Origin of the sequence: Streptomyces polyrhachis, from assembly GCF_042663125.1 — a bacterium.
In the GTDB taxonomy this organism is placed as follows: Bacteria; Actinomycetota; Actinomycetes; order Streptomycetales; family Streptomycetaceae; genus Streptomyces; species Streptomyces polyrhachii.
In genome coordinates this window covers 144058-163016 of the sequence record NZ_JBHSZO010000002.1, presented here as the reverse complement: position 1 = coordinate 163016, position 18959 = coordinate 144058, and the positions used below count along the sequence as shown (strand labels likewise).

The 18959-nt window shown below is 73.6% G+C and carries 16 protein-coding genes; 12 read left to right on the top strand and 4 right to left on the bottom strand.

Annotation, left to right across the window (positions count from 1 at the left end; translation table 11 throughout):
* The 9 genes from ACFQLX_RS01825 to purB all read left to right on the top strand — a co-directional run bounded on the left by ACFQLX_RS01825 (position 1) and on the right by purB (position 11187).
* Positions 1-2568, top strand: a complete 2568-nt coding sequence (locus tag ACFQLX_RS01825) for an ABC transporter permease (protein ID WP_386411029.1) — start codon at positions 1-3, stop codon at positions 2566-2568.
* A 100-nt stretch (positions 2569-2668) separates the two neighbouring features.
* Positions 2669-3097: a GNAT family N-acetyltransferase gene (locus ACFQLX_RS01820; RefSeq protein ID WP_386411026.1), complete on the top strand. Its 429-nt coding sequence runs from the start codon at positions 2669-2671 to the stop codon at positions 3095-3097.
* A gap of 160 nt (positions 3098-3257) precedes the next feature.
* Positions 3258-4610: a hemolysin family protein gene (locus ACFQLX_RS01815; protein ID WP_386411023.1), complete on the top strand. Its 1353-nt coding sequence runs from the start codon at positions 3258-3260 to the stop codon at positions 4608-4610.
* Positions 4607-5617: a hemolysin family protein gene (locus ACFQLX_RS01810; protein WP_386411020.1), complete on the top strand. Its 1011-nt coding sequence runs from the start codon at positions 4607-4609 to the stop codon at positions 5615-5617. Before ACFQLX_RS01815 ends, ACFQLX_RS01810 begins: the two co-directional genes overlap by 4 nt.
* 13 nt (positions 5618-5630) lie before the next feature.
* On the top strand, positions 5631-6467 hold the full coding sequence (locus ACFQLX_RS01805) for an SGNH/GDSL hydrolase family protein (RefSeq protein WP_386411018.1): 837 nt from the start codon (positions 5631-5633) through the stop codon (positions 6465-6467).
* Between the two features lie 113 nt (positions 6468-6580).
* Positions 6581-7921 carry a radical SAM protein gene (locus ACFQLX_RS01800; protein WP_386411015.1) on the top strand — a complete coding sequence of 447 codons (1341 nt, stop codon included), beginning with the start codon at positions 6581-6583 and terminating at the stop codon, positions 7919-7921.
* Entirely contained in the window at positions 7918-8934 is a 1017-nt protein-coding gene (locus tag ACFQLX_RS01795; protein WP_386411012.1) for an aminotransferase class I/II-fold pyridoxal phosphate-dependent enzyme, read from the top strand. The genes ACFQLX_RS01800 and ACFQLX_RS01795 overlap by 4 nt, the downstream gene beginning before the upstream one ends.
* Complete coding sequence (locus ACFQLX_RS01790; RefSeq protein ID WP_386411009.1) at positions 8931-9695, top strand: class I SAM-dependent methyltransferase; 765 nt, start codon at positions 8931-8933, stop codon at positions 9693-9695. Before ACFQLX_RS01795 ends, ACFQLX_RS01790 begins: the two co-directional genes overlap by 4 nt.
* 64 nt (positions 9696-9759) lie before the next feature.
* Entirely contained in the window at positions 9760-11187 is a 1428-nt protein-coding gene (gene purB, locus ACFQLX_RS01785; RefSeq protein ID WP_386411006.1) for an adenylosuccinate lyase, read from the top strand.
* Positions 11188-11281: 94 nt separating this feature from the next.
* Here the strand turns inward: purB and mscL are convergent, their stop codons facing one another.
* Entirely contained in the window at positions 11282-11725 is a 444-nt protein-coding gene (gene mscL, locus ACFQLX_RS01780; protein ID WP_386411003.1) for a large conductance mechanosensitive channel protein MscL, read from the bottom strand.
* Between the two features lie 366 nt (positions 11726-12091).
* On the opposite strand from mscL, the gene ACFQLX_RS01775 reads away from it, so the two are divergent.
* Positions 12092-13246, top strand: a complete 1155-nt coding sequence (locus ACFQLX_RS01775) for an ROK family protein (RefSeq protein ID WP_386411000.1) — start codon at positions 12092-12094, stop codon at positions 13244-13246.
* 39 nt (positions 13247-13285) lie between these two features.
* Here the strand turns inward: ACFQLX_RS01775 and ACFQLX_RS01770 are convergent, their stop codons facing one another.
* The 3 genes from ACFQLX_RS01770 to ACFQLX_RS01760 all read right to left on the bottom strand — a co-directional run bounded on the left by ACFQLX_RS01770 (position 13286) and on the right by ACFQLX_RS01760 (position 15655).
* On the bottom strand, positions 13286-13999 hold the full coding sequence (locus ACFQLX_RS01770) for a GntR family transcriptional regulator (protein WP_386410998.1): 714 nt from the start codon (positions 13997-13999) through the stop codon (positions 13286-13288).
* A gap of 148 nt (positions 14000-14147) precedes the next feature.
* Complete coding sequence (locus ACFQLX_RS01765; protein WP_386410995.1) at positions 14148-14768, bottom strand: sigma-70 family RNA polymerase sigma factor family protein; 621 nt, start codon at positions 14766-14768, stop codon at positions 14148-14150.
* A complete protein-coding gene (locus tag ACFQLX_RS01760; protein ID WP_386410992.1) occupies positions 14717-15655 on the bottom strand; it encodes an EamA family transporter in 939 nt (312 codons plus the stop codon). Before ACFQLX_RS01760 ends, ACFQLX_RS01765 begins: the two co-directional genes overlap by 52 nt.
* A gap of 47 nt (positions 15656-15702) precedes the next feature.
* On the opposite strand from ACFQLX_RS01760, the gene pdxR reads away from it, so the two are divergent.
* Both pdxR and ACFQLX_RS01750 read left to right on the top strand, forming a co-directional pair.
* Positions 15703-17184, top strand: coding sequence for a MocR-like pyridoxine biosynthesis transcription factor PdxR (gene pdxR / locus ACFQLX_RS01755; RefSeq protein WP_386410989.1), 1482 nt, complete (start codon positions 15703-15705; stop codon positions 17182-17184).
* Between the two features lie 172 nt (positions 17185-17356).
* Complete coding sequence (locus tag ACFQLX_RS01750) at positions 17357-18883, top strand: alkaline phosphatase D family protein (protein WP_386410986.1); 1527 nt, start codon at positions 17357-17359, stop codon at positions 18881-18883.
* The last annotated feature ends 76 nt before the right edge of the window (positions 18884-18959 follow it).

Here is an 18959-nt window from a genome sequence, read left to right as displayed (position 1 = left end):
ATGCTGAGGGCGAGTCTGCGGAGTTTCTTCGCGCACAAGGGCCGGATGCTGCTGTCGGCGCTGGCGGTGATGCTGTCGGTGGCGTTCGTGGCCGGGAGCCTGGTCTTCTCCGACACGGTGGGGCGGACCTTCGACCGGTTGTTCAAGTCCGCGGCGGCCGATGTGTCGGTGGAGCCGCGGGAGGAGTTCGGCGAGGCGCAGGGCGTCTTCTCCGGGCGGATCCCCACCGTGCCGCTCTCCCTGCGCGAGCGGGTGGCCGCGGTGGACGGGGTGGCGCGCGTCCATCTTGATGTCGACGTGCAGAACATCACCCTCGTCGACGCGGGCGGCGGCCAGGTCGGGCCGACGACGGGTCCGCCCACGCTGGCGGGCAACTGGGAGCTGACCGAGCACAGCGTGGTGGAGCTGCACAGCGGCCACGAGCCGCACAGCGCCGGGCAGTTGCTGCTCGACAAGGACACCGCCGACCGCAAGGGCGTGCGCATCGGCGATCGGCTGACGGTGATCGCGGCGCCCGGCTCCTTCCAGGCCGAGGTGGTGGGCCTGGCCGCGTTCACCTCCACCAACCCGGGTGCGGCGGTGGTCTTCCTCGACACCCCCGCCGCCCAGAAGCTGCTGCTGGGGCGGCCGGACGCGGTGACGTCGCTGTCGCTCCAGGCCGCGCCGGGGGTGTCGGACGCGGAGTTGAAGGGGCGCGTCGCGCGGGCGCTGGGCCCGCAGTACGCGGTGAAGACCGCCGCGGAGCAGGCGAAGTCGGCGACGGAGGAGCTGGGCGGCTTCCTCAGGGTCATCAAGTACGTGATGCTCGGTTTCGCCGGGGTGGCTGTGCTGGTGGGGATATTCCTCATCGTCAACACCTTCTCCATGCTGATCGCCCAGCGCACCCGGGAGTTGGGGCTGCTGCGGGCACTGGGCGCGGACCGGCGCCAGGTGCGGCGCTCGGTGCTGACGGAGGCGGTGCTGCTGGGCCTGGTGGGCTCCACGCTGGGCCTGGTGGCGGGGCTGGGTCTGGCCGCGGGGCTGATCGAGCTGATGGGCGTGCTGGGGATGAACCTGGACGCGGCCGAGATGGTGGTGGTGTGGACGACGCCGCTGGCCGCCTACCTGGTGGGGCTCGGTGTGACGTTCGTGGCCGCCTACCTGCCGGCGCGGCGCGCGGCGCGCGTCTCCCCCATGGCCGCCCTGTCCGACATCGAGGTCGCCGGTGTGGGCAGGCCGCTGCGGATACGGGCCGTGGTGGGCGGCGTGGTGGGGGCGGTCGGGATCGCGGCGCTGGCACTCTGCGCGGCGGCGACGCGGACCGCCACCGCCGCGGTGTGGCTGGGCACGGGGGTGGTGCTGACGCTGCTCGCCATGGTGGTCGCCGGGCCGCTGCTGGTGCGGCCGGTGATCCGGGTGCTGGGCGCGGCGTTCCCCCGGATGTTCGGGCCGGTCGGCTCGATGAGCCGGCGCAACGCGCTGCGCAACCCGCGCCGCACCGGGGCGACGGCCTCGGCGCTGATGGTGGGGCTGGCGCTGGTGGGCGGCCTCTCCATCGCCGGGGCGTCGATGACCCGCTCGGTGGACCAGGAGATCGACCGCTCGCTGGGTGCGGACTTCGTGGTCGGGGGCGCCGACTTCGGCCCGTTCCCCCGGGAGGTCACCGAGCGGGTGCGCACGGTGGACGGCATCGGTCTGCTGGTCCGCCAGCGCTACGCGACGGTGCGCCTCACCCTCCCCGACGGGCAGTCGGTCCGTACCGCGGTGGGCGCCTACGACCCCGGGCTCGACAAGGTCTTCCGGCTGCGGTACGCCGCCGGGGACACGCCCGCGGCGCTGGCCGACGGCCGGGTGGGGCTGCAGAAGGGCTACGCGGACGAGCACAGGATCCGTATCGGCAGCGTGCTGGAGGCACGGTTCGCGGACGGCTCGCGGGCCAGGCTCACGGTGGCCGCGCTCAACACCCAGACCTCCGACGGCTTCAACGCCGGCGGCGGCTTCTACCTGGGCCTGGGGACGCTGGAGAAGCACCTCCCGGACGGCCAGGAGAGCGGGCTGCTGATCAACGCGGCCGACGGCACCTCGCCGCAGGAGCTGCGCTCCTCGCTGGAGCGGGCGCTGAAGGACTATCCGCAGGTCAAGGTGCGCGACCAGGCGGACTTCAAGGAGCTGATCCGCCAGCAGATCTCGGTGCTGCTGTATCTGGTGTACGCGCTGCTGGGACTGGCGATCGTCATCGCGGTGCTCGGGGTGGTCAACACCCTCGCGCTGTCGGTGGTGGAGCGCACCCGGGAGATCGGGCTGCTGCGGGCGATCGGGCTCTCGCGGCGCCAGCTGCGGCGGATGATCCGCCTGGAGTCGGTGATGATCGCGGTGTTCGGCGCCGTGCTGGGCCTGGGCCTGGGCGTGGTGTGGGGGGTGTCCATGCAGCAGGTGCTGGCGCTGGAGGGGCTGAAGGCGTTCGCCGTCCCCTGGGGCACGATGATCGCCGTGGTGGTGGGCTCGGTGCTGGTGGGGCTGGCCGCCGCGCTGCTGCCGGCGCTGCGGGCCTCGCGCCTGGACGTACTGGAGGCCATCGCCCACGAATAAGACCCACCCCCCATGTGCCGGTCGGTCTAAGACCGCGTCCAGCGCCCGCATGGTGAAACCCGCTCGACGGGCCGGGCGCCCCGGTGCTGGGATGCCGCCTATGGACGATCTCCGTATCCGGGCCGCCCGGATCGACGAGGCGCAGGCCGTGCTCGACTTCTGGGCGCTGGCCGCCGAGGGCACGAGCGTGAGCGACGACCTGGCGGGGGTGCGCGGGCTGATCGCGCGCGATCCCGGGGCACTGCTCCTCGCCGAGGTGGGCGGCGTACTGACGGGCACGCTGATCGCCGGTTTCGACGGCTGGCGGTGCTCGCTCTACCGTCTCGCCGTGCACCCCGACCTCCGGCGCCGGGGCGTCGCGGGGGCGCTGCTGGCGGCGGCCGAGGAGCGCTTCCGGGAGTTGGGCGGACGGCGCGGGGACGCGATGGTGCTGGAGCGCAACGAGGTGGCGCACCGCGCGTGGCGAGCCGCCGGCTACGAGCGGGAGGACCACTGGCGGCGGTGGGTGAAGTCCCTGGCCGGAGGGTGAACGGCCGGGTCGCGCGATCGTTTTGCCGATCCTTTAATCTGGGGGCAGCCCGTAGCCGAAGAGAGAAAGGGTGTGGACGTCCCCCGATGGACGAGCCTCCCAGTGAGCACAGATCGCGCCGCGCGCCCTTGTGGGCGGATCATGAAGCGGTGAGGATCCGATGACCGAGCTGCTTCTGCTGGCCCTCGCGCTGGCGCTCTGCCTGGCCTGCGGGCTGTTCGTCGCGGCGGAGTTCTCCCTGACGACGGTCGAGCGCAGCGAGCTGGAGGCGGCGGTCGCGCGCGGTGAGCGCGGGGCGTCGAGCGCGCTGAAGGCGGTGCGCAGCCTCACCTTCCAGCTCTCCGGCGCCCAGCTGGGCATCACCGTCACCAACCTGGTCGTCGGCATGCTGTCCGAGCCGTCCATCGCCGCTCTCCTCAAGGGGCCGCTGACGTCCGCGGGCGTGCCCCGTTCGGCGGCGTCGGGTATCGCCATCGTGCTGGGGACCGCGCTGTCCACGCTGGTGCTGATGGTCGTCGGCGAACTGGTGCCGAAGAACTGGGCGATCTCGCGGCCGCTGGCCGTCGCCCGGCACGTCGCCGCCTTCCAGCGCGCCTTCAGCGCCGCCTTCGGGCCGTTCATCCACTGGCTCAACAACACCGCCAACCGCCTCATCCGCATGATGGGCATGGAGCCCGCGGAGGAGCTGGCCTCGGCCCGCAGCCCCCAGGAGCTGGCGGCGCTGGCACGCCACTCCGCCAAGGAGGGCTCGCTGGAGGCGGACACCGCCGAGCTGTTCGTGCGCACCCTGAACCTGGCGGACCTCACCGCCGAGAACGTGATGACGCCGCGCGTGCAGGTCACCGCGCTGGACATGCAGGCCACCGCGGAGGACGTCGCGAACGCCACCCGCGCCACCGGCCTGTCCCGCTTCCCCGTCTACCGGGGCAGCCTGGACACCGTGGTCGGCGTCGCGCACATCAAGGACGTCCTGGCCGTGCCCGCCGAGCGCCGGGCGCGCGTACCGGTCGGGGACCTGATGCGCGAGCCGCTGCTGGTGCCCGAGACCCTCACCGTCGACCGGCTCCTCGACCAGCTCTCCACCCAGCGCTCGATGGCCGTGGTCATCGACGAGTACGGCGGCACCGCCGGCGTGGCGACGCTGGAGGACATCGTGGAGGAGGTCGTCGGCGAGGTCCGCGACGAGCACGACCCCCACGAGGCGGCCGACCTGGTCGCCCTGGGCCCGGACGACCACGGCCATGCGACCTACGAGGCCGACGGCGGGGTGCGGCCCGACGAGCTGGAGGAGATCGGCCTGCGGCTGCCCGAGGGCCCCTACGAGACCGTCGCCGGACTCGTCGCCACCGAGCTGGGGCGCATCCCCGTCAACGGCGACCGGGTCCTCGTCGCGGGCTGGGAGGTCGAGGTCGTCGACGACGGCGGCCGGCGCGCCGCACGGGTACTGCTGCACGCGCCCCTCCACGAGGACGGGCCCAAGGACGACGCGAACGTACGGGGTGGCCGGGCATGACCGCGGTGCAACTGCTGATCGGGCTGCTGACGCTGGTCGTCAACGCCTTCTTCGTCGGCGCCGAGTTCGCGCTGATCTCCGTACGCCGGGCGCAGGTGGAGCCGTACGTACGCGCCGGGGACAAGCGGGCGCGGCGGGTGCTGTGGGGGCTGGAGAACGTCTCGACGGTGCTGGCGACGGCGCAGCTGGGCATCACCCTGTGCACGCTGGTGCTGGGCATCGTCGCCGAGCCGGCCATCGCCCACCTGCTGGAGCCGCTCTTCGACGCGGTGGGCGTCCCGCACGGGCTGGTCCACCCGATCTCCTTCGTGATCGCGCTGGCGGTGGCCACGTACCTGCACATGCTCTTCGGGGAGATGCTGCCGAAGAACATCGCGCTCGCCGACCCGGTGCGCTCCGCGCTGCTGCTGGGGCCGCCGCTGGTGGCGATGACGCGGCTGGTGCGCCCGGTGGTGTTCCTGGTCAACGCCCTGTCCAACACCCTGCTGCGGCTGCTGCGGGTGGAGCCCAAGGACGAGGTCTCGGCGACGTTCTCCGACGACGAGCTGGTGCGCATCGTGCGCGACTCCGGCGAGGCGGGGCTGATCGACGGGCGGGCGGAGGAGCGCCTGCGCGACGCCCTGGAGCTGGGGCGCCGGCCGGTGCGGGAGATCGTGCTGCCGCCCGCGCGGGTCGTCTCCGCGCCCTTCGGGATCACGCCGGAGGGCCTGGAGCAGCTCTCCGCGGAGTCCGGGTTCTCCCGCTTCCCCGTGGCCGACGAGGCGGGCGAGGTCTACGGCTACCTGCACGTCAAGGACGCCCTGGACCAGCTTCCGCGCGACGAGCCCTTCCCCGTGGGCACCATGCGGCCCATCGCCCGCGTCCGGGCCGACACACCGCTGGACGACGTCCTGACCGCGATGCGCCGCAGCCGTACGCACCTGGCGGCCGTCACCGACGGCGGCCGGCCGGCCGGGATGGTCACGATGGAGGACGTACTGCGCGAGCTGGTCGGGCAGAGCGCGTAGGATTTCCCCCGCCATGGAGATCAATGCCCCATACACCAGTCTCGTCGCCGTCGGCGACTCCTTCACCGAGGGCATGTCCGACCGCATGCCCGACGGCAGCTACCGCGGCTGGGCCGACCTGCTCGCCGCCCGCCTCGCCGAGCGCGCCCCGGGCTTTCGCTACGCCAACCTCGCGGTGCGCGGCAAGCTCATCGCGCAGATCCTCGACGAGCAGGTCGCGCCCGCCGCGGCGATGAAGGCCGACATCGTCACCCTCGTCGGCGGCCTCAACGACGCCCTGCGCCCCACGTGCGACATGGCGCGCGTCAAGGACCAGCTCACCGAGGCCGTCGCCACCCTCGCACCCAGCTGCGGCCACCTGCTGCTCTTCCGCAGCCCGGGCCGCCGCGGCCCGGTCCTGGCGCGCTTCCGCCCGCGCATGGAGGAGCTGTTCGCGCACATCGACGAGCTGGCCGCGCGCCACGGGGCGCGGGTGGTGGACCTGTACGCCTCCGAGCCGCTGGGCGATCCGCGCCTGTGGGACGAGGACCGGCTGCACCTGACCCACGAGGGCCACCGGCGCGTCGCCGAGGCGGTCTGGCAGACGCTGGGCCTGCCCGCGCAGTCCGACTGGAACGCCCCGCTGCCGCCGGCGGTCCACCCGGGCTGGCTGACGCGCCGCCGCGGCGACCTCGCCTTCGCCCGCCGCCACCTGGGCCCGTGGATAGGCCGCCGCCTCACCGGCCGCTCCTCCGGCGACGGCCGCACCGGCGCCCAGTTCAGCGCCGAACTGGGCAAGGCCTTCTGGGTCACCCCCGCGGACCGTACCGACCCCGGCGCTGTGGCGGACTGGCGGCGGGTGGAGTCCTGACCCGGAGCCCTCGGTGGGCGCCCGGAGCAGAAGGTCCCCTCGGATCGGAGCACCGTGTTCCACCTGCGGTCGGGCCATGTCATCCCCGGGACCCGCTCCTGCATGATGGCCGGATGAACCACAGCGGCCAGCGCTTCCACGTCATCGTGCTGTCGAACTTCGCGAGGGGCTTCGACAAGTACGCGCACGCCTACGGCAAGGCGGGGATCCCGGAAAGCACCTATCCCGACCGGTTCCACCTGCTGACCCGCGCGGAGCTGGGCATCGGCGTCGGCAAGGCGCGCCGCCTGCTGGAGCGCCTTGCCGTGCCGGGCGACCGGCTGCTGGTGCTGGAAACCACGGTGGACCCCGGCAGGCTGGTGCCCACCGTGTCGACCGGCCTGGGCATGGAACTGCACGAGCCCCGCATCCGGCTGTCAGCGGTCCACGAACTCGACCAGGCGGGCGAGGAGTTCACCCTGCGCCCGACAACCGTCGAGGATGCGATGGCGTCCTCCCTGCACCTGCACGCCTCTGCGCTGCACCGCTACGCCGACACGCGACCGCGCTCGGTGTCGCTGCTGCCGGTCGCCTCCGCCTGCCAGGCCCGGTGCTCGTTCTGCTTCTCCGCGGCCTCGATCTCCAGCGACCAGGCACCGGCACGCGTCCCGTGGGACGCGGTCGCCCACTGGCTGGAGCGCGCCCGTACCGCAGGCGCCGAGCGTGCGGTGATCACCGGGGGCGGGGAGCCCACGCTCATACCGTTCGACCAGCAGCTGCGGCTGGTGTCCGCCTGCTCGGCGGCCTTCCCGAAGGTCGTCCTGATCACCAACGCGCACACCCTGGCGAAAGGCCACCACGCCGACCGGGCCGAGCGCCTCGCCGCCCTGGGCGCCGCGGGCCTGAACGTGCTGGCGATCTCCCGCCACCACCACGACGACGACGCCAACGAGCGGCTGATGATGCTGCGCACGCCGGTGGGCTCCGTCATCGACACCTGGCGCACGGAACGCGACCGCTGGCCCGGCCTGCGGGTGAGGTTGGTCTGCGTACTCCAGCACGGCGGCGTCGCCGACGCGGCCGGGGTCGCCGACTACCTTTCGTGGGCCGCGGCGCTGGGCGTCGAGGAGCTCTGCTTCAAAGAGCTCTACGTATCCACCAGCACCGAGTCGCTCTACTTCGAGCACGCCGCCAACGTCTGGAGCCGGGAGCACCAGGTCCCGCTGTCCCTCGTCACCGGGTTCGCCGAGCAGCACGGTTTCGACCTGGCGAGCCGCCTGCCCTGGGGCGCGCCGGTCTACCACGGCAGTTGGGACGGGCAGCCGATGCGGATCGCCGCCTACACCGAGCCCAGTCTGCTCTGGGAGCGCACCAGCGGGATCGCCCGCAGCTGGAACGTCATGGCCGACGGGCGCTGCTACGCCTCCCTGGAGGACCGGGCCAGCGAGATCGTTGCGGAAGGCGCCACGGCATGAGGTTCGAGGAGTTCCAGGACTTCCGGCAGCGGCACCTCAGCGCCTCCCCGTCGCTGCTGGACGCCGCCGAGACCAACGTCTACCGGGCGCTCGCCCCCCTGCGACCGCAACCGCCGAGCGACCTGGCCACGGTGCACCGGTGCGATCTCGCCCGCGCCTGGCTGCGGCGCTTCGAGCTGCCGGAGGAGTGGTCCGGCCGCGCCATGGTCTGCCGAGGGGTCCGCCACGGGCTCGGCGTCGTCTTCCGCCAACTGCACGCCGTGCACGCGCGGTTGTGGCTGCCCGGCGACGTGTACCCGGTCTACTTCGAGCTGGCCCGCGCCGCGGGCCTGGCGCCCGTGTCCTATCCGACACTGCCGGCGCCGGACCTGCCGGCCTCGCCGGCGGACGACCGGCCCGAGTACCTGCTGCTCGCCAACCCCAGCAAGCCGCTCGGCCGCTACCTGTCCGACGCCGAGTACGCCGCGGTGCTGTCGTGGCTGGGGGAATCGCCACAGCGCCGCCTGCTGATCGACAGCGTCTACGACCTGGGGGCCCCGTTCGCCCCCGGCACCCGGCGACTGCTGGACACCGGCCGCGCGGTCCTGCTGCACTCGGTCACCAAGGGATGGCTGTGGCCGCGCACCTTCGGCGTGGTCCTGCTGGACCCGGCGCAGGCCGAATGGGCCGAAGCGTTCCGGGCGGAGCCGCCGACGCCGGACCAACTGAGGCTCGCCGACCGCCTGCTGAGCGAGCACAGCGCCGTGCCCCGGCAGCTCGTCGACGAACTGGCCGCCCGCGCTGAGCAGTTGTTCGAACAGCTGCCGGACGAGGTGCTCGGGACGATCCCCCCGGCAAGCCGGGCCTGCCCCGGCAACTACTTCTTCCCGGTCGGCATCCCGGCGCGGACACTCCGGCACGAGTACGGCGTGCTCGCCATGCCGGTCAGCGTGTTCGGGAGGAGCAGGTGGTCCGGCTCCATCCTGACCAGCCTTGCCGATGCTTTCGACCCGACGCCGGCGGTGGCGCGATGAAGCCGCTGGCGGACCTGGCCGTGTACGACGACGCGGACTTCTACGACCAGGAGTTCACCGCGCGCACCCACGACATCCCGTTCTTCCTCGACCAGGCACTCCGGGCCGGCGGCCCCGTCCTGGAGGTCGCCTGCGGAACCGGGCGCATCACCCTGCCGATCGCGCGGGCGGGCGTGGAGGTCACCGGGCTGGACATCATGCCCTCGATGCTCGCGCGCGCCCGCCGGCGGGCCCAAGGCGAGCACCTGCCCGTCGAGTGGCTGGAGCAGGACTGCCGGGACATCCGCTCCGAGCGGCGCTTCGCCCTGGTGTTCTCGGCGGCCAACGCGATGCAGCACCTGCACGACGTGGATTCCGTGCTCGCGTTCCTCACCTCGGCGCGCAACGCGCTGCGACCGGGCGGGACCCTGATCCTGGACGTGTTCAACCCCGCCATGGCCAAACTGTGCCGCCTCCCCGAGGCGCCCTACCACCACAAGTCCGTCACCGACCAGGACGGCGCACGGCTCGACGTGCGGGCAACGACCGGCTACGACGCCGCCGCCCAAGTGCTGCGCTTCACGCTGGACTACCTGCGCGACGGCGTGTGCGTACGCACCAAGAACGTCAGCATGCGCTGCTTCTTCCCCGAGGAGCTCCTGGCACTGTGCCGACTGGCCGGCCTCGACGTCGTACAGCGCTACGGGGACTACGACCGATCCCCGTTCACGGGCACCTCACCGAAGCAGCTCCTGCTCTGCCGCCCCCGGACCGGCGCCTGAGGGCGCCCGCGGCGGGTGGGCCTGGAGGATCGCACAAGCGGGGCGACCCGTATCATTCGGCTCTGTGAACAAGCCGCGTATCCCCAATGTCCTGGCCGGCCGCTACGCCTCCCCCGAGCTGGCCGCCGTGTGGTCCCCCGAGTACAAGGTCGCGCTGGAGCGGCGGCTGTGGCTCGCCGTGCTGCGGGCGCAGAAGGATCTGGGGATCGAGGTGCCGGACGCCGCGATCGAGGACTACGAGCGGGTCGTCGAGCAGGTCGACCTGGAGTCGATCGCCGCGCGCGAGAAGGTCACCCGCCACGACGTGAAGGCGCGTATCGAGGAGTTCAACGCCCTCGCCGGGCACGAGCACGTCCACAAGGGCATGACCTCGCGCGACCTCACCGAGAACGTGGAGCAGCTGCAGATCCGCCTGTCGCTGGAGCTGGTGCGCGGGCGCACGGTCGCGGTGCTGGCGCGGCTGGGGCGCCTGGCGGGTGAGTACGCGGAGCTGGTGATGGCGGGGCGTTCGCACAACGTGGCGGCGCAGGCCACCACGCTGGGCAAGCGTTTCGCGACCGCGGCCGACGAGCTGCTGGTGGCGTACGCGCGGCTGGAGGACCTCCTCGCCCGCTATCCGCTGCGCGGCATCAAGGGCCCGGTCGGCACCTCGCAGGACATGCTGGACCTGCTCGGCGGCGACACGGACCGCCTGGCGGACCTGGAGCGGCGGGTGGCCGAGCACCTGGGCTTCGCCGACGCGTTCACCTCCGTCGGCCAGGTCTATCCGCGGTCGCTGGACTACGACGTGCTGAGCGCGCTGGTGCAGCTGGCGGCCGCGCCGTCCTCGCTGGCCAAGACGATCCGGCTGATGGCCGGCCAGGAGCTGGTCACCGAGGGTTTCAAGCCCGGCCAGGTGGGCTCCTCGGCCATGCCGCACAAGATGAACACCCGCTCCTGCGAGCGCGTCAACGGTCTCGCGGTGATCCTGCGCGGCTACTCCTCGATGGTGGGCGAGCTGGCGGGCGACCAGTGGAACGAGGGCGACGTGTCCTGCTCCGTGGTGCGCCGGGTGGCGCTGCCGGACGCGTTCTTCGCGCTGGACGGGCTGCTGGAGACGTTCCTGACGGTGCTGGACGAGTTCGGCGCCTTCCCGGCGGTCGTGGCGGCCGAGCTGGACCGCTACCTGCCCTTCCTCGCCACGACGAAGGTGCTGATGGGGGCGGTGCGGGCCGGGGTGGGCCGGGAGCTGGCGCACGAGGTGATCAAGGAGCACGCGGTGGCCTCCGCGCTGGCCCTGCGCGAGGGCGCCGAGCGCAACGGGCTGCTGGAGCGCCTCGCGGCGGACGAGCGTATTCCGCTGGGGCGGGCGGAGCTGGACGCGCTGATGGCCGACCGGCTGTCCTTCACGGGGGCGGCGGGCGACCAGGTGGCGGCGGTGGCGGCCCGGGTGGAGGAGCTGGCCAAGCGCTATCCGCAGGACGCGGCCTACGCGCCGGGCGCCATCCTCTGAGGCTCTGCGGGCCCCTGCGGGGTTCGCCGCAGCGTCGCGGCCCCCTCCCACCGGCGTGGGAGGGGGCCGCGGTGCACGGGACCGGGAGCGGCGGTCAGCGCTTGGAGAGGGCCTGGGCGGGGAAGCCGGGGCGGTCGGCCAGCTCGCTGGTGCAGAAGGCGCAGCGGGTGGCGGCGGCGGGGACGCTGCTGAGGCAGTCCGGGCAGTCGATCTTGGCGACGGGCTCGTCCTTGACGGGGTAGAAGCGCTGCTGCAGGCGGCCGATGGGCACGACGACCGCGAAGTAGATGACGGCGGCGATGATGACGAAGCTGATCAGCGCGTTGACGAAGGCGCCGTAGGGGAAGTCGGTCCCGCTGACGGAGAACGCCTTCTTGCTGAAGTCGCCCACGGCGCCGGTGGCCAGGCCGATCAGCGGGGTGAGGAAGGCGGTCACGAAGCCCGTGACGACGGCCGAGAACGCGGCGCCGATGACGATACCGACGGCGAGGTCGACGACGTTGCCGCGCAGCAGGAAGTTGCGGAATCCGTTGAACACGTGGTTGCTCCAGAGTCGTGCGGGTGATGAATGAATCGTTTCGCCTGTGGGGCGGCGCACAGCCATCTCGGCCACACGGCGAACCATGGTGCCAACCCGGAAACACCCACGTCCACCCGAATCGTATCTTTTCGGTGAAATGCGGCTTTTCTCACGCGGGTTGCGGCGCCATGGGCTAGAGGGATGTTTGCACAGCATGTGTCGTCGGACACACCCGGGGCCGAAATCCGGAGGCGAACCCTCCAGAGCCTCGGACACACAGGCGAAAGGCACCCGGCGGTCATCGCCGCCTACGAGTCGGGGCTGGTCGCTCCCGGAGCGGACGGATAGCATCCGCCAGGCGGGGACCGGGGAGGGAGGAAGACGTTGGAGCAGCTCACCGGTGGTGATCCCTCGCTGCTGCGGCGTATCAACTCCGCGGTGGTGCTGCGGGCGCTGCGTGACGCCGAGGTGCTGACGCTCACCGAGCTGGCGCGGGCCACGGGGCTGTCGCGGCCCACGCTGGAGGGGGTGATCGAGGGGCTGGCGGACTCCGGTGTCGTGGTCGAGGTGCCCGCGCAGGAGGGCGCCGCCCGGCGCCAGGGCCGGCCCGCGCGGCGTTTCCGCTTCCACGCCGAGGCCGGGCATCTGCTCGGGCTGGAGATCGGCGCGCACCGTATCTCCGCGCTGCTGAGCGATCTGGAGGGGCGCACCCTGGGCTCGCTGTCGCGGGAGGTCGCCGAGGAGGCCCCGGCCGCCGAGCGCCTGGAGCGCACCCGCGCGGTCGCCGGCGAACTGCTGCGCCGCGCACAAGTGGCGCGCGGCTCGCTACGGGCGGTAGGGGTGGGGACGCCCGGCATCGTGGCCGCGGACGGGACGGTGCGGCTCAGTACCGCGCTGCCCGGCTGGAGCGGGCTGGCGCTGGGTGAGCGGCTGCGGCGCTCCTTCCGCTGCCCGGTGCTGGTGGAGAACGACGCCAACGCGGCCGCCGTCGCCGAGCACTGGCGCGGGGCGGCCGTGGGCGCGCACGACATGGTGTTCGTCCTGGCCGGGCTGTCGCCGGGGGCCGGGGCGCTGATCGGCGGGCGGCTGCACCGGGGGTTCGGCGGGGCGGCCGGGGAGATCGGGGCGCTGCACCTGCTGGGGCGGGAGGTATCCCCCGAGAAGCTGCTCTCCACGACCGGGGAGCCGCTGCATCCGCTGGACGAGGCGGCGGTGGCGCGGGTCCTCAGCCGGGCCGCGGCGGGTGAGGCGGGGGCGCGGGAGGCGCTGGAGCGCTTCCTGGGGCGGCTGGTGCACGATGTGGCGGCGCTGGTGCTGGCGCTGGACCCGGAGCTGGTCGTGGTCGGCGGCTGGGCGGCCGGGCTGGACGGCGTACTGGAGCCGCTGCGGCGGGAGTTGGAGCGCTACTGCCTGCGTACGCCGGTGGTGCGGCTCTCCGCGCTGGGCGAGGCGGCGATCGCCACGGGGGCGCTGCGGCTGGCGCTGGAGCGGGTGGAGCGGGAGTTGTTCAGCGTGGACGGGGTGGCGGCGGGGCGTTGAGGCCGGCCGGGTGGCGGGTCCGTACCGGCCCAGCTCGGCTCAGCTCGCCAGCAACTCCGCGTCGCCCAGGGTGAGTCGGCAGGTGTCCGCGCGGTACGTGTCCACCGCGACCGCCACCGTACGCGCGCCCGCCGTGTAGCGCGTCGTCACCAGCAGCACCGGCGCGCCCGGCAGGCGGTCCAGCTCACGGGCGTCCTCGGCGCGGGCCGAGCCCAGCTCGACGGTGCGGTCACCGGTGGCGGGCGCCAGCCTGCCGAGCGCGGCGAGGACCGCGCCGGCCGGGGCGGCACCGTCGCAGGCGGGGACGAACGCCGGGAGTACGTACAGCAGTTGGGCGGCGACCGGCTGGCCCTGGCGGGCGTGGGTACGGCGCACGGTGTGGACGGGCTCGGCGCGGCCGATGCCCAGCAGCCGGGCGACGGCGGCGGGCGCGGGCGCCAGGGCGCAGGCGACCGGCTCCCACAGCTCCTGCTCCCCCGGCCACGTCTGCGGCCCGGAGGCGACGGGCACGCCGATCCGCGGCGGGGCGACCGTCGTCCCCACCCCGCGGCGGCGCTGCAGGCGGCCCTCCAGCTCCAGCTGGTCCAGGGCCTGGCGCAGTGTGGCGCGGGCGACGCCGAAGCGGGCGGCGAGGTCACGCTCGTTGGGCAGGATCTCGCCCACGGCGAACTCGGTGTCGAGCGCGTCGCTCAGCACGGACTTCAGCTGCCAGTACTTCGGCTCCTGAACCGTCTCCGGCTGCGTGATGCCCACCTGTGTCCTCCGGTGGTCGCTGATTGGCAGAGGTCTTTATTAAAGGTTGTTGCAGTAGTGCGACAGTAGGCGGGGCCGCCGGGCTTGGTCAAGACCAATCCGGTGCACGGAGGGCGTAGGGAGGGAACGCGGGAGGCGCGGGCGCGGATCAGCCGCGCAGGCCGTGCAGCTTGTCGGGATTGCGCATCACGTAGACGGCCTTGATCCGCCCCTGCGCCGCCTCGGCGGTGAACACGCTGTCCGGACGGCCCCGGGAGAGCAGCACGAGCGACAGCGCGCCGTTGACCTCGCGCAGGACGAACTCCGGCTCCTCGGGCACCCGTCGGGACACCCCGACCAGGAAGCGGCCGACCTTGTCCGCGGAGTCGATGACCCGCAGCGCGGCCCTGACCTTGCCGCCGCCGTCGGTGATCAGGGTGACGTCCGGGGCGAGCAACTCCATCAGCGCACCCAGGCCGCCGCCCCCGGCAGCCGCGAGGAAGCGCTCGGTGAGGTCGCGGCGCTGGACCTCGTCGACGTCGTAGCGCGGGCGGCGCTCCTCGACGTGCCGCCGCGCCCGGCCCGCGAGTTGGCGTACCGCCGCCTCGGAGCGCTCCAGCGGCGAGAGGGGCTCCAGCACCACCAGCATCGCCAGGCTGACGGCGACGGCGGCGCGCTCGGCGGCGTCGGGGGCCGGGGCGGCGGCGAAGCGCCCCAGCATGCGGTACGCCAGGCCGGTCAGAAGCCCGCGGTGGTCCTCGAAGGCTGCGACTTCGCTCGTGACTGCCACGGTTTCATGAGGGCAGGGCGCTCCAGCAGCCCGGCACCCACCGCCACCCCGGCGCCCACCAGCGCGCTGCCCGCCGCCTGTACGGGCCCGTAGCCGCCGGCGCCGGCGAGGGGCGCGGTCAGCGCCGCCGAGACGGGGATCAGGCCGGAGAAGAGGGTGGCCCGCTCGATGCCCAGGCGCGCGACGCCCGCGTACCAGAAGACGAAGCCGACGACGGTGACCGCGACGGCCTGCCAGGCCAGGGCCGCCGCCTCGCCCGGGTCCGGGAGGCGGACGAACTCCCCTCCCGCGTGCAGGAGTCCGATCGCGCAGGACTCCACGGCCGCGAGGCCGCAGACCGCGGTCGACAGCAGCTTCGGGCCCAGCGGGCGCACCAGGGGGACGGCGAGGAGCGCGAAGGCGCACTCCCCCGCCAGCGCCGCCGCGGAGTAGGCCAGACCCGCCCCGTCCGTGCGCCCCCAGCCCTGGACGGTCAGCGCGCCCGCCGCGACCAGCAGCGCCCCGGCGAGGACGGCGCGGGTGGGGCGGCGGCCGTCCAGGAGCGGGGCCGCGACGGCGACGACGATCGGCGCGCAGCCGACCAGGACGCCGGGGACGGCCGGCTCCGCGGTGCGCTCGGCGGCCAGGACGGCGACGTTGAAGCCGACCATTCCGGTGGCGGCGAGGAGGGCCAGGCGGGCCCACTGGCGCGGGGCCAGCCGGCGCAGGGGGGCCAGGGCGCCGCGGCCCAGGAGGGGGAGGAGGAGCAGGCAGGCGAGGCCGTAGCGCAGGGCCTGGCCGCCGGCGTAGGGGTAGTCGCCCAGGGTGGCGTTGATGGTGAAGGAGCCGCCGACGAGGAGGCAGGCGGTGGCGGCGAGGAGGGATCCGCCGAGGTGTGTCCGGTTCATGGATGCCACGCTCGCAGGGGGGCGGTCTGGGATTAAGGTCCACTTGTATGGGGCTGTCGGGGACCAATTCGGCTGGTGGTGGGGCGGGTTCGGGTGGCGGGGAGCAGTGGAGCGCCGCGTGGGAGCTGCTGCTGCCGAGCGTCGGCGCGCCCGCGCGCGGGCGGGGGCGGGCGCTGCGTTCGGCGCTGCGTGAGGCGGTGCGCTCGGGTCGGCTGGCGGCCGGGACGCGACTGCCCGCGAGCCGGGAACTGGCGGCCGATCTGGGGGTGTCGCGGGGGCTGGTGACGGACGCCTACGAGCAGTTGACGGCCGAGGGTTATCTGCGCGCGGGCCGGGGTGCGGGGACGTGGGTCGCGGCGGTCGGCGCGGTCGAGCCCGCCCGCGCGGACGCGGGGGCCGTGCAAGAGGTGCCGGAGGTGGACTTCAAGCCCGGCACCCCCGATCTGTCGCTCTTCCCGCGCGCCGCGTGGACGGCGGCGCAGCGGCGGGCGCTGGGCGCGATGCCGCACCGGGCGCTGGGCTACCCCGATCCGCGCGGGCTGCCCGAACTGCGGGTGGCACTGGCGGAGTTGCTGGCCCGGCGCCGAGGGGTGGCCGCCGATGCGCGGCGGCTCGTCGTGTGCTCGGGGGTGGCGCAGGCGATGACGCTGCTCGGGCTGGTCCTGTACGGGCGCGGGCAGCGGCTGGCGGCGACGGAGGACCCCGGAAGCCCCCCGCACGCGGCGCAGTTGACCGCCGTGGGGGTGCGCTGCGTGGGGGTGGGGCTGGACGGGGAGGGGATCCGCAGCGGCGAACTGGCCGCCTCGGGCGCACAGGTGGCGGTGCTGACGCCCGCGCACCAGTTCCCCTCCGGGGTGGCGCTCTCGGCGCGGCGCCGCGCCGAGCTGCTGGAGTGGGTTCGCTCCCCCGCCGGCCGGGATGGGCGGCTGATCGTGGAGGACGACTACGACGGCGACTTCCGCTACGACCGCGCGCCGGTGGGCGCGCTGCAGGGGCTCGATCCGGCACGTATCGCCTACTGCGGCTCGGTGAGCAAGTCGCTGGCGCCGGGACTGCGGCTGGGCTGGCTGGTGGTGCCCGAGGCGCTGGTGGCGGAGGTGGTGGCGCACAAGTCGCGGCTGGACATGGGCAATTCGGTCATCGACCAGGCCGCGTTCGCCGATCTCCTCGTCAGCGGGGAGTACGACCGCCAGCTGCGCCGCTGCCAGCGCGCCTACCGCGCCCGGCGCGACGCGCTGGTCGCGGCGCTCGCCGGGGAACTGCCGGGCGCCCAGGTGAGCGGCATCGCGGCCGGCCTGCACGTGGTCGTCGCCCTCCCGGCCCCGTACGGGCCCGAGAGCCGCCTGGTCGCGGCGGCGGCGCGGGCGGGCGTACGGGTGATGGGGCTGTCGGCGTACGGACGTGCGGAGGTGGGCGACGGCCCGGCGGGCGGGGACGGGCGTGCCCGGCTGGTCCTCGGGTACGCGCATCTCGCACCCGGCGACATCGCGCGCGGGGTGGCGGTGCTCGCACGCGCGTGGCGGGCGTGAGGGCGGGCATCTCCCCGCCCGCTCGGCGGAGTTGGCCTGGCGTTCGCGTACGGGACACGCGGGCGGGATAGACCTGGGGACCTCCGACGACGACTGACGACTGACGACCGAGGATCGAGGAGTGCCAGTGGCAACGAGGGGCCGAAGCGGGACGGGACCGGACAGGCGCGCTGTGCTGCGGGGCGGTGCGGCGGCCGGAGCAGCGGCGGCGCTGGGCGGCTTCGGTGCCCCCGCGTTCGCCTACGGGAGCGCCCCCGAGGCGCCGTGGGGCGTGCAGAGCGGCGATGTGACGGGCACCTCCGCGCTGGTGTGGGTACGGGCGGACCGGCCCGCGCGGATGGTCGTGGAGACCTCCGCCACCGAGTCCTTCCGGCAGGTGCGGCGCTGGGCGGGCCCGGTCGTCGGCCCCGACAGCGACTTCACCGGCCGCACCGCGCTCTTCGGGCTCCCGCCGGGCCAACAGGTGCACTACCGGGTGCGGTTGGAGGACCCCGACCAGCCGCGCCGCCGCGGTGAGCCGGTCGCGGGCACCTTCCGTACCGCCTCCGCCGACCGCCGGGACGTGCGCTTCGTCTGGTCGGGCGACGTGGCCGGACAGGGCTGGGGCATCAACCCCGAGCACGGCGGCTACCGCACCTTCGAGGAGATGCGCGGCCTGGACCCGGACTTCTTCCTCAACAGCGGCGACACCGTCTACGCCGACGGACCGATCCTGCCCGAGGTGGCCCTCCCGGACGGGTCGGTGTGGCGCAACCTCACCACCGTGGAGAAGTCCAAGGTCGCCGAGACCCTGGAGGAGTACCGCGGGGCCTTCCGCTACAACCTCCTGGACGCCCACCTGCGCCGCTTCAACGCCCAGGTGCCCGTCATCGCCCAGTGGGACGACCACGAGGTGCGCAACAACTGGTACCCGGGGCAGATCCTGGACGACGCGCGCTACACCGAGAAGAACGTCGACCTGCTCGCGGCCCGCGCGCGCCGGGCGTTCGCCGAGTACTTCCCCATCGAGAGTCTGCGCCCCGACGGCGAGGGGCGCGTCTACCGGGTGGTGCACCACGGGCCGCTGCTGGACGTGTTCGTGCTGGACATGCGCACCTACCGCAACGCCAACTCCGGCAACCGCCAGGCCGAGGACGCCCAGGGCATCCTGGGCGAGCGGCAGTTGGCGTGGCTGAAGCGCGCGCTGGAGCACTCGCGGGCGACGTGGAAGGTCATCGCCTCCGACATGCCGCTGGGGCTGGTGGTGGGCGACGGCGCCGTCAACTTCGAGGGCGTCGCCCAGGGCGACCCCGGGGCACCGCTGGGGCGTGAGCTGCAACTCGCCGAGCTGCTGCGGCACATCAAGCACCGGCGCGTCACGGGCACGGTGTGGCTGACGGCCGACGTGCACCACACCTCCGCGCAGCACTACGAGCCGGCGCGGGCGGCGTTCGCGGACTTCGAGCCCTTCTGGGAGTTCGTCTCCGGGCCGATCAACGCCGGCGGCTTCCCCGCCTCGCGACTGGACGCCACGTTCGGCCCGGACCGGGTCTTCGTCAAGGCGCCGACCGCCGCGAACGTGCCGCCCTCGGGGGGTGGGCAGTTCTTCGGGCAGGTCGACATCGACGCGGCCAGCGGGGTGCTGACCGTACGGCTGCGGGAGACGGACGGCGGGGTGCTCTACACGCGGGAGTTGCGGCCGGGTCTGGTGGGCCAGTAAACCGGTGGGACATTCCGCCCTAATATGGACGAAACCAACCTTTACCTGCGTGACACAGTCAGTTCGTGATCACGCA

Coding starts and splice junctions, on each gene's coding strand:
- ACFQLX_RS01825 (WP_386411029.1), top strand. CDS start 1: ATGCTGAGGGCGAGTCTGCGGAGTTTCTTCGCGCACAAGGGCCGGATG.
- ACFQLX_RS01810 (WP_386411020.1), top strand. CDS start 4,607: ATGACCGCGGTGCAACTGCTGATCGGGCTGCTGACGCTGGTCGTCAAC.
- ACFQLX_RS01760 (WP_386410992.1), bottom strand. CDS start 15,655: ATGAACCGGACACACCTCGGCGGATCCCTCCTCGCCGCCACCGCCTGC.
- ACFQLX_RS01795 (WP_386411012.1), top strand. CDS start 7,918: ATGAGGTTCGAGGAGTTCCAGGACTTCCGGCAGCGGCACCTCAGCGCC.
- ACFQLX_RS01800 (WP_386411015.1), top strand. CDS start 6,581: ATGAACCACAGCGGCCAGCGCTTCCACGTCATCGTGCTGTCGAACTTC.
- ACFQLX_RS01815 (WP_386411023.1), top strand. CDS start 3,258: ATGACCGAGCTGCTTCTGCTGGCCCTCGCGCTGGCGCTCTGCCTGGCC.
- ACFQLX_RS01805 (WP_386411018.1), top strand. CDS start 5,631: ATGGAGATCAATGCCCCATACACCAGTCTCGTCGCCGTCGGCGACTCC.
- ACFQLX_RS01790 (WP_386411009.1), top strand. CDS start 8,931: ATGAAGCCGCTGGCGGACCTGGCCGTGTACGACGACGCGGACTTCTAC.
- pdxR (WP_386410989.1), top strand. CDS start 15,703: ATGGGGCTGTCGGGGACCAATTCGGCTGGTGGTGGGGCGGGTTCGGGT.
- ACFQLX_RS01820 (WP_386411026.1), top strand. CDS start 2,669: ATGGACGATCTCCGTATCCGGGCCGCCCGGATCGACGAGGCGCAGGCC.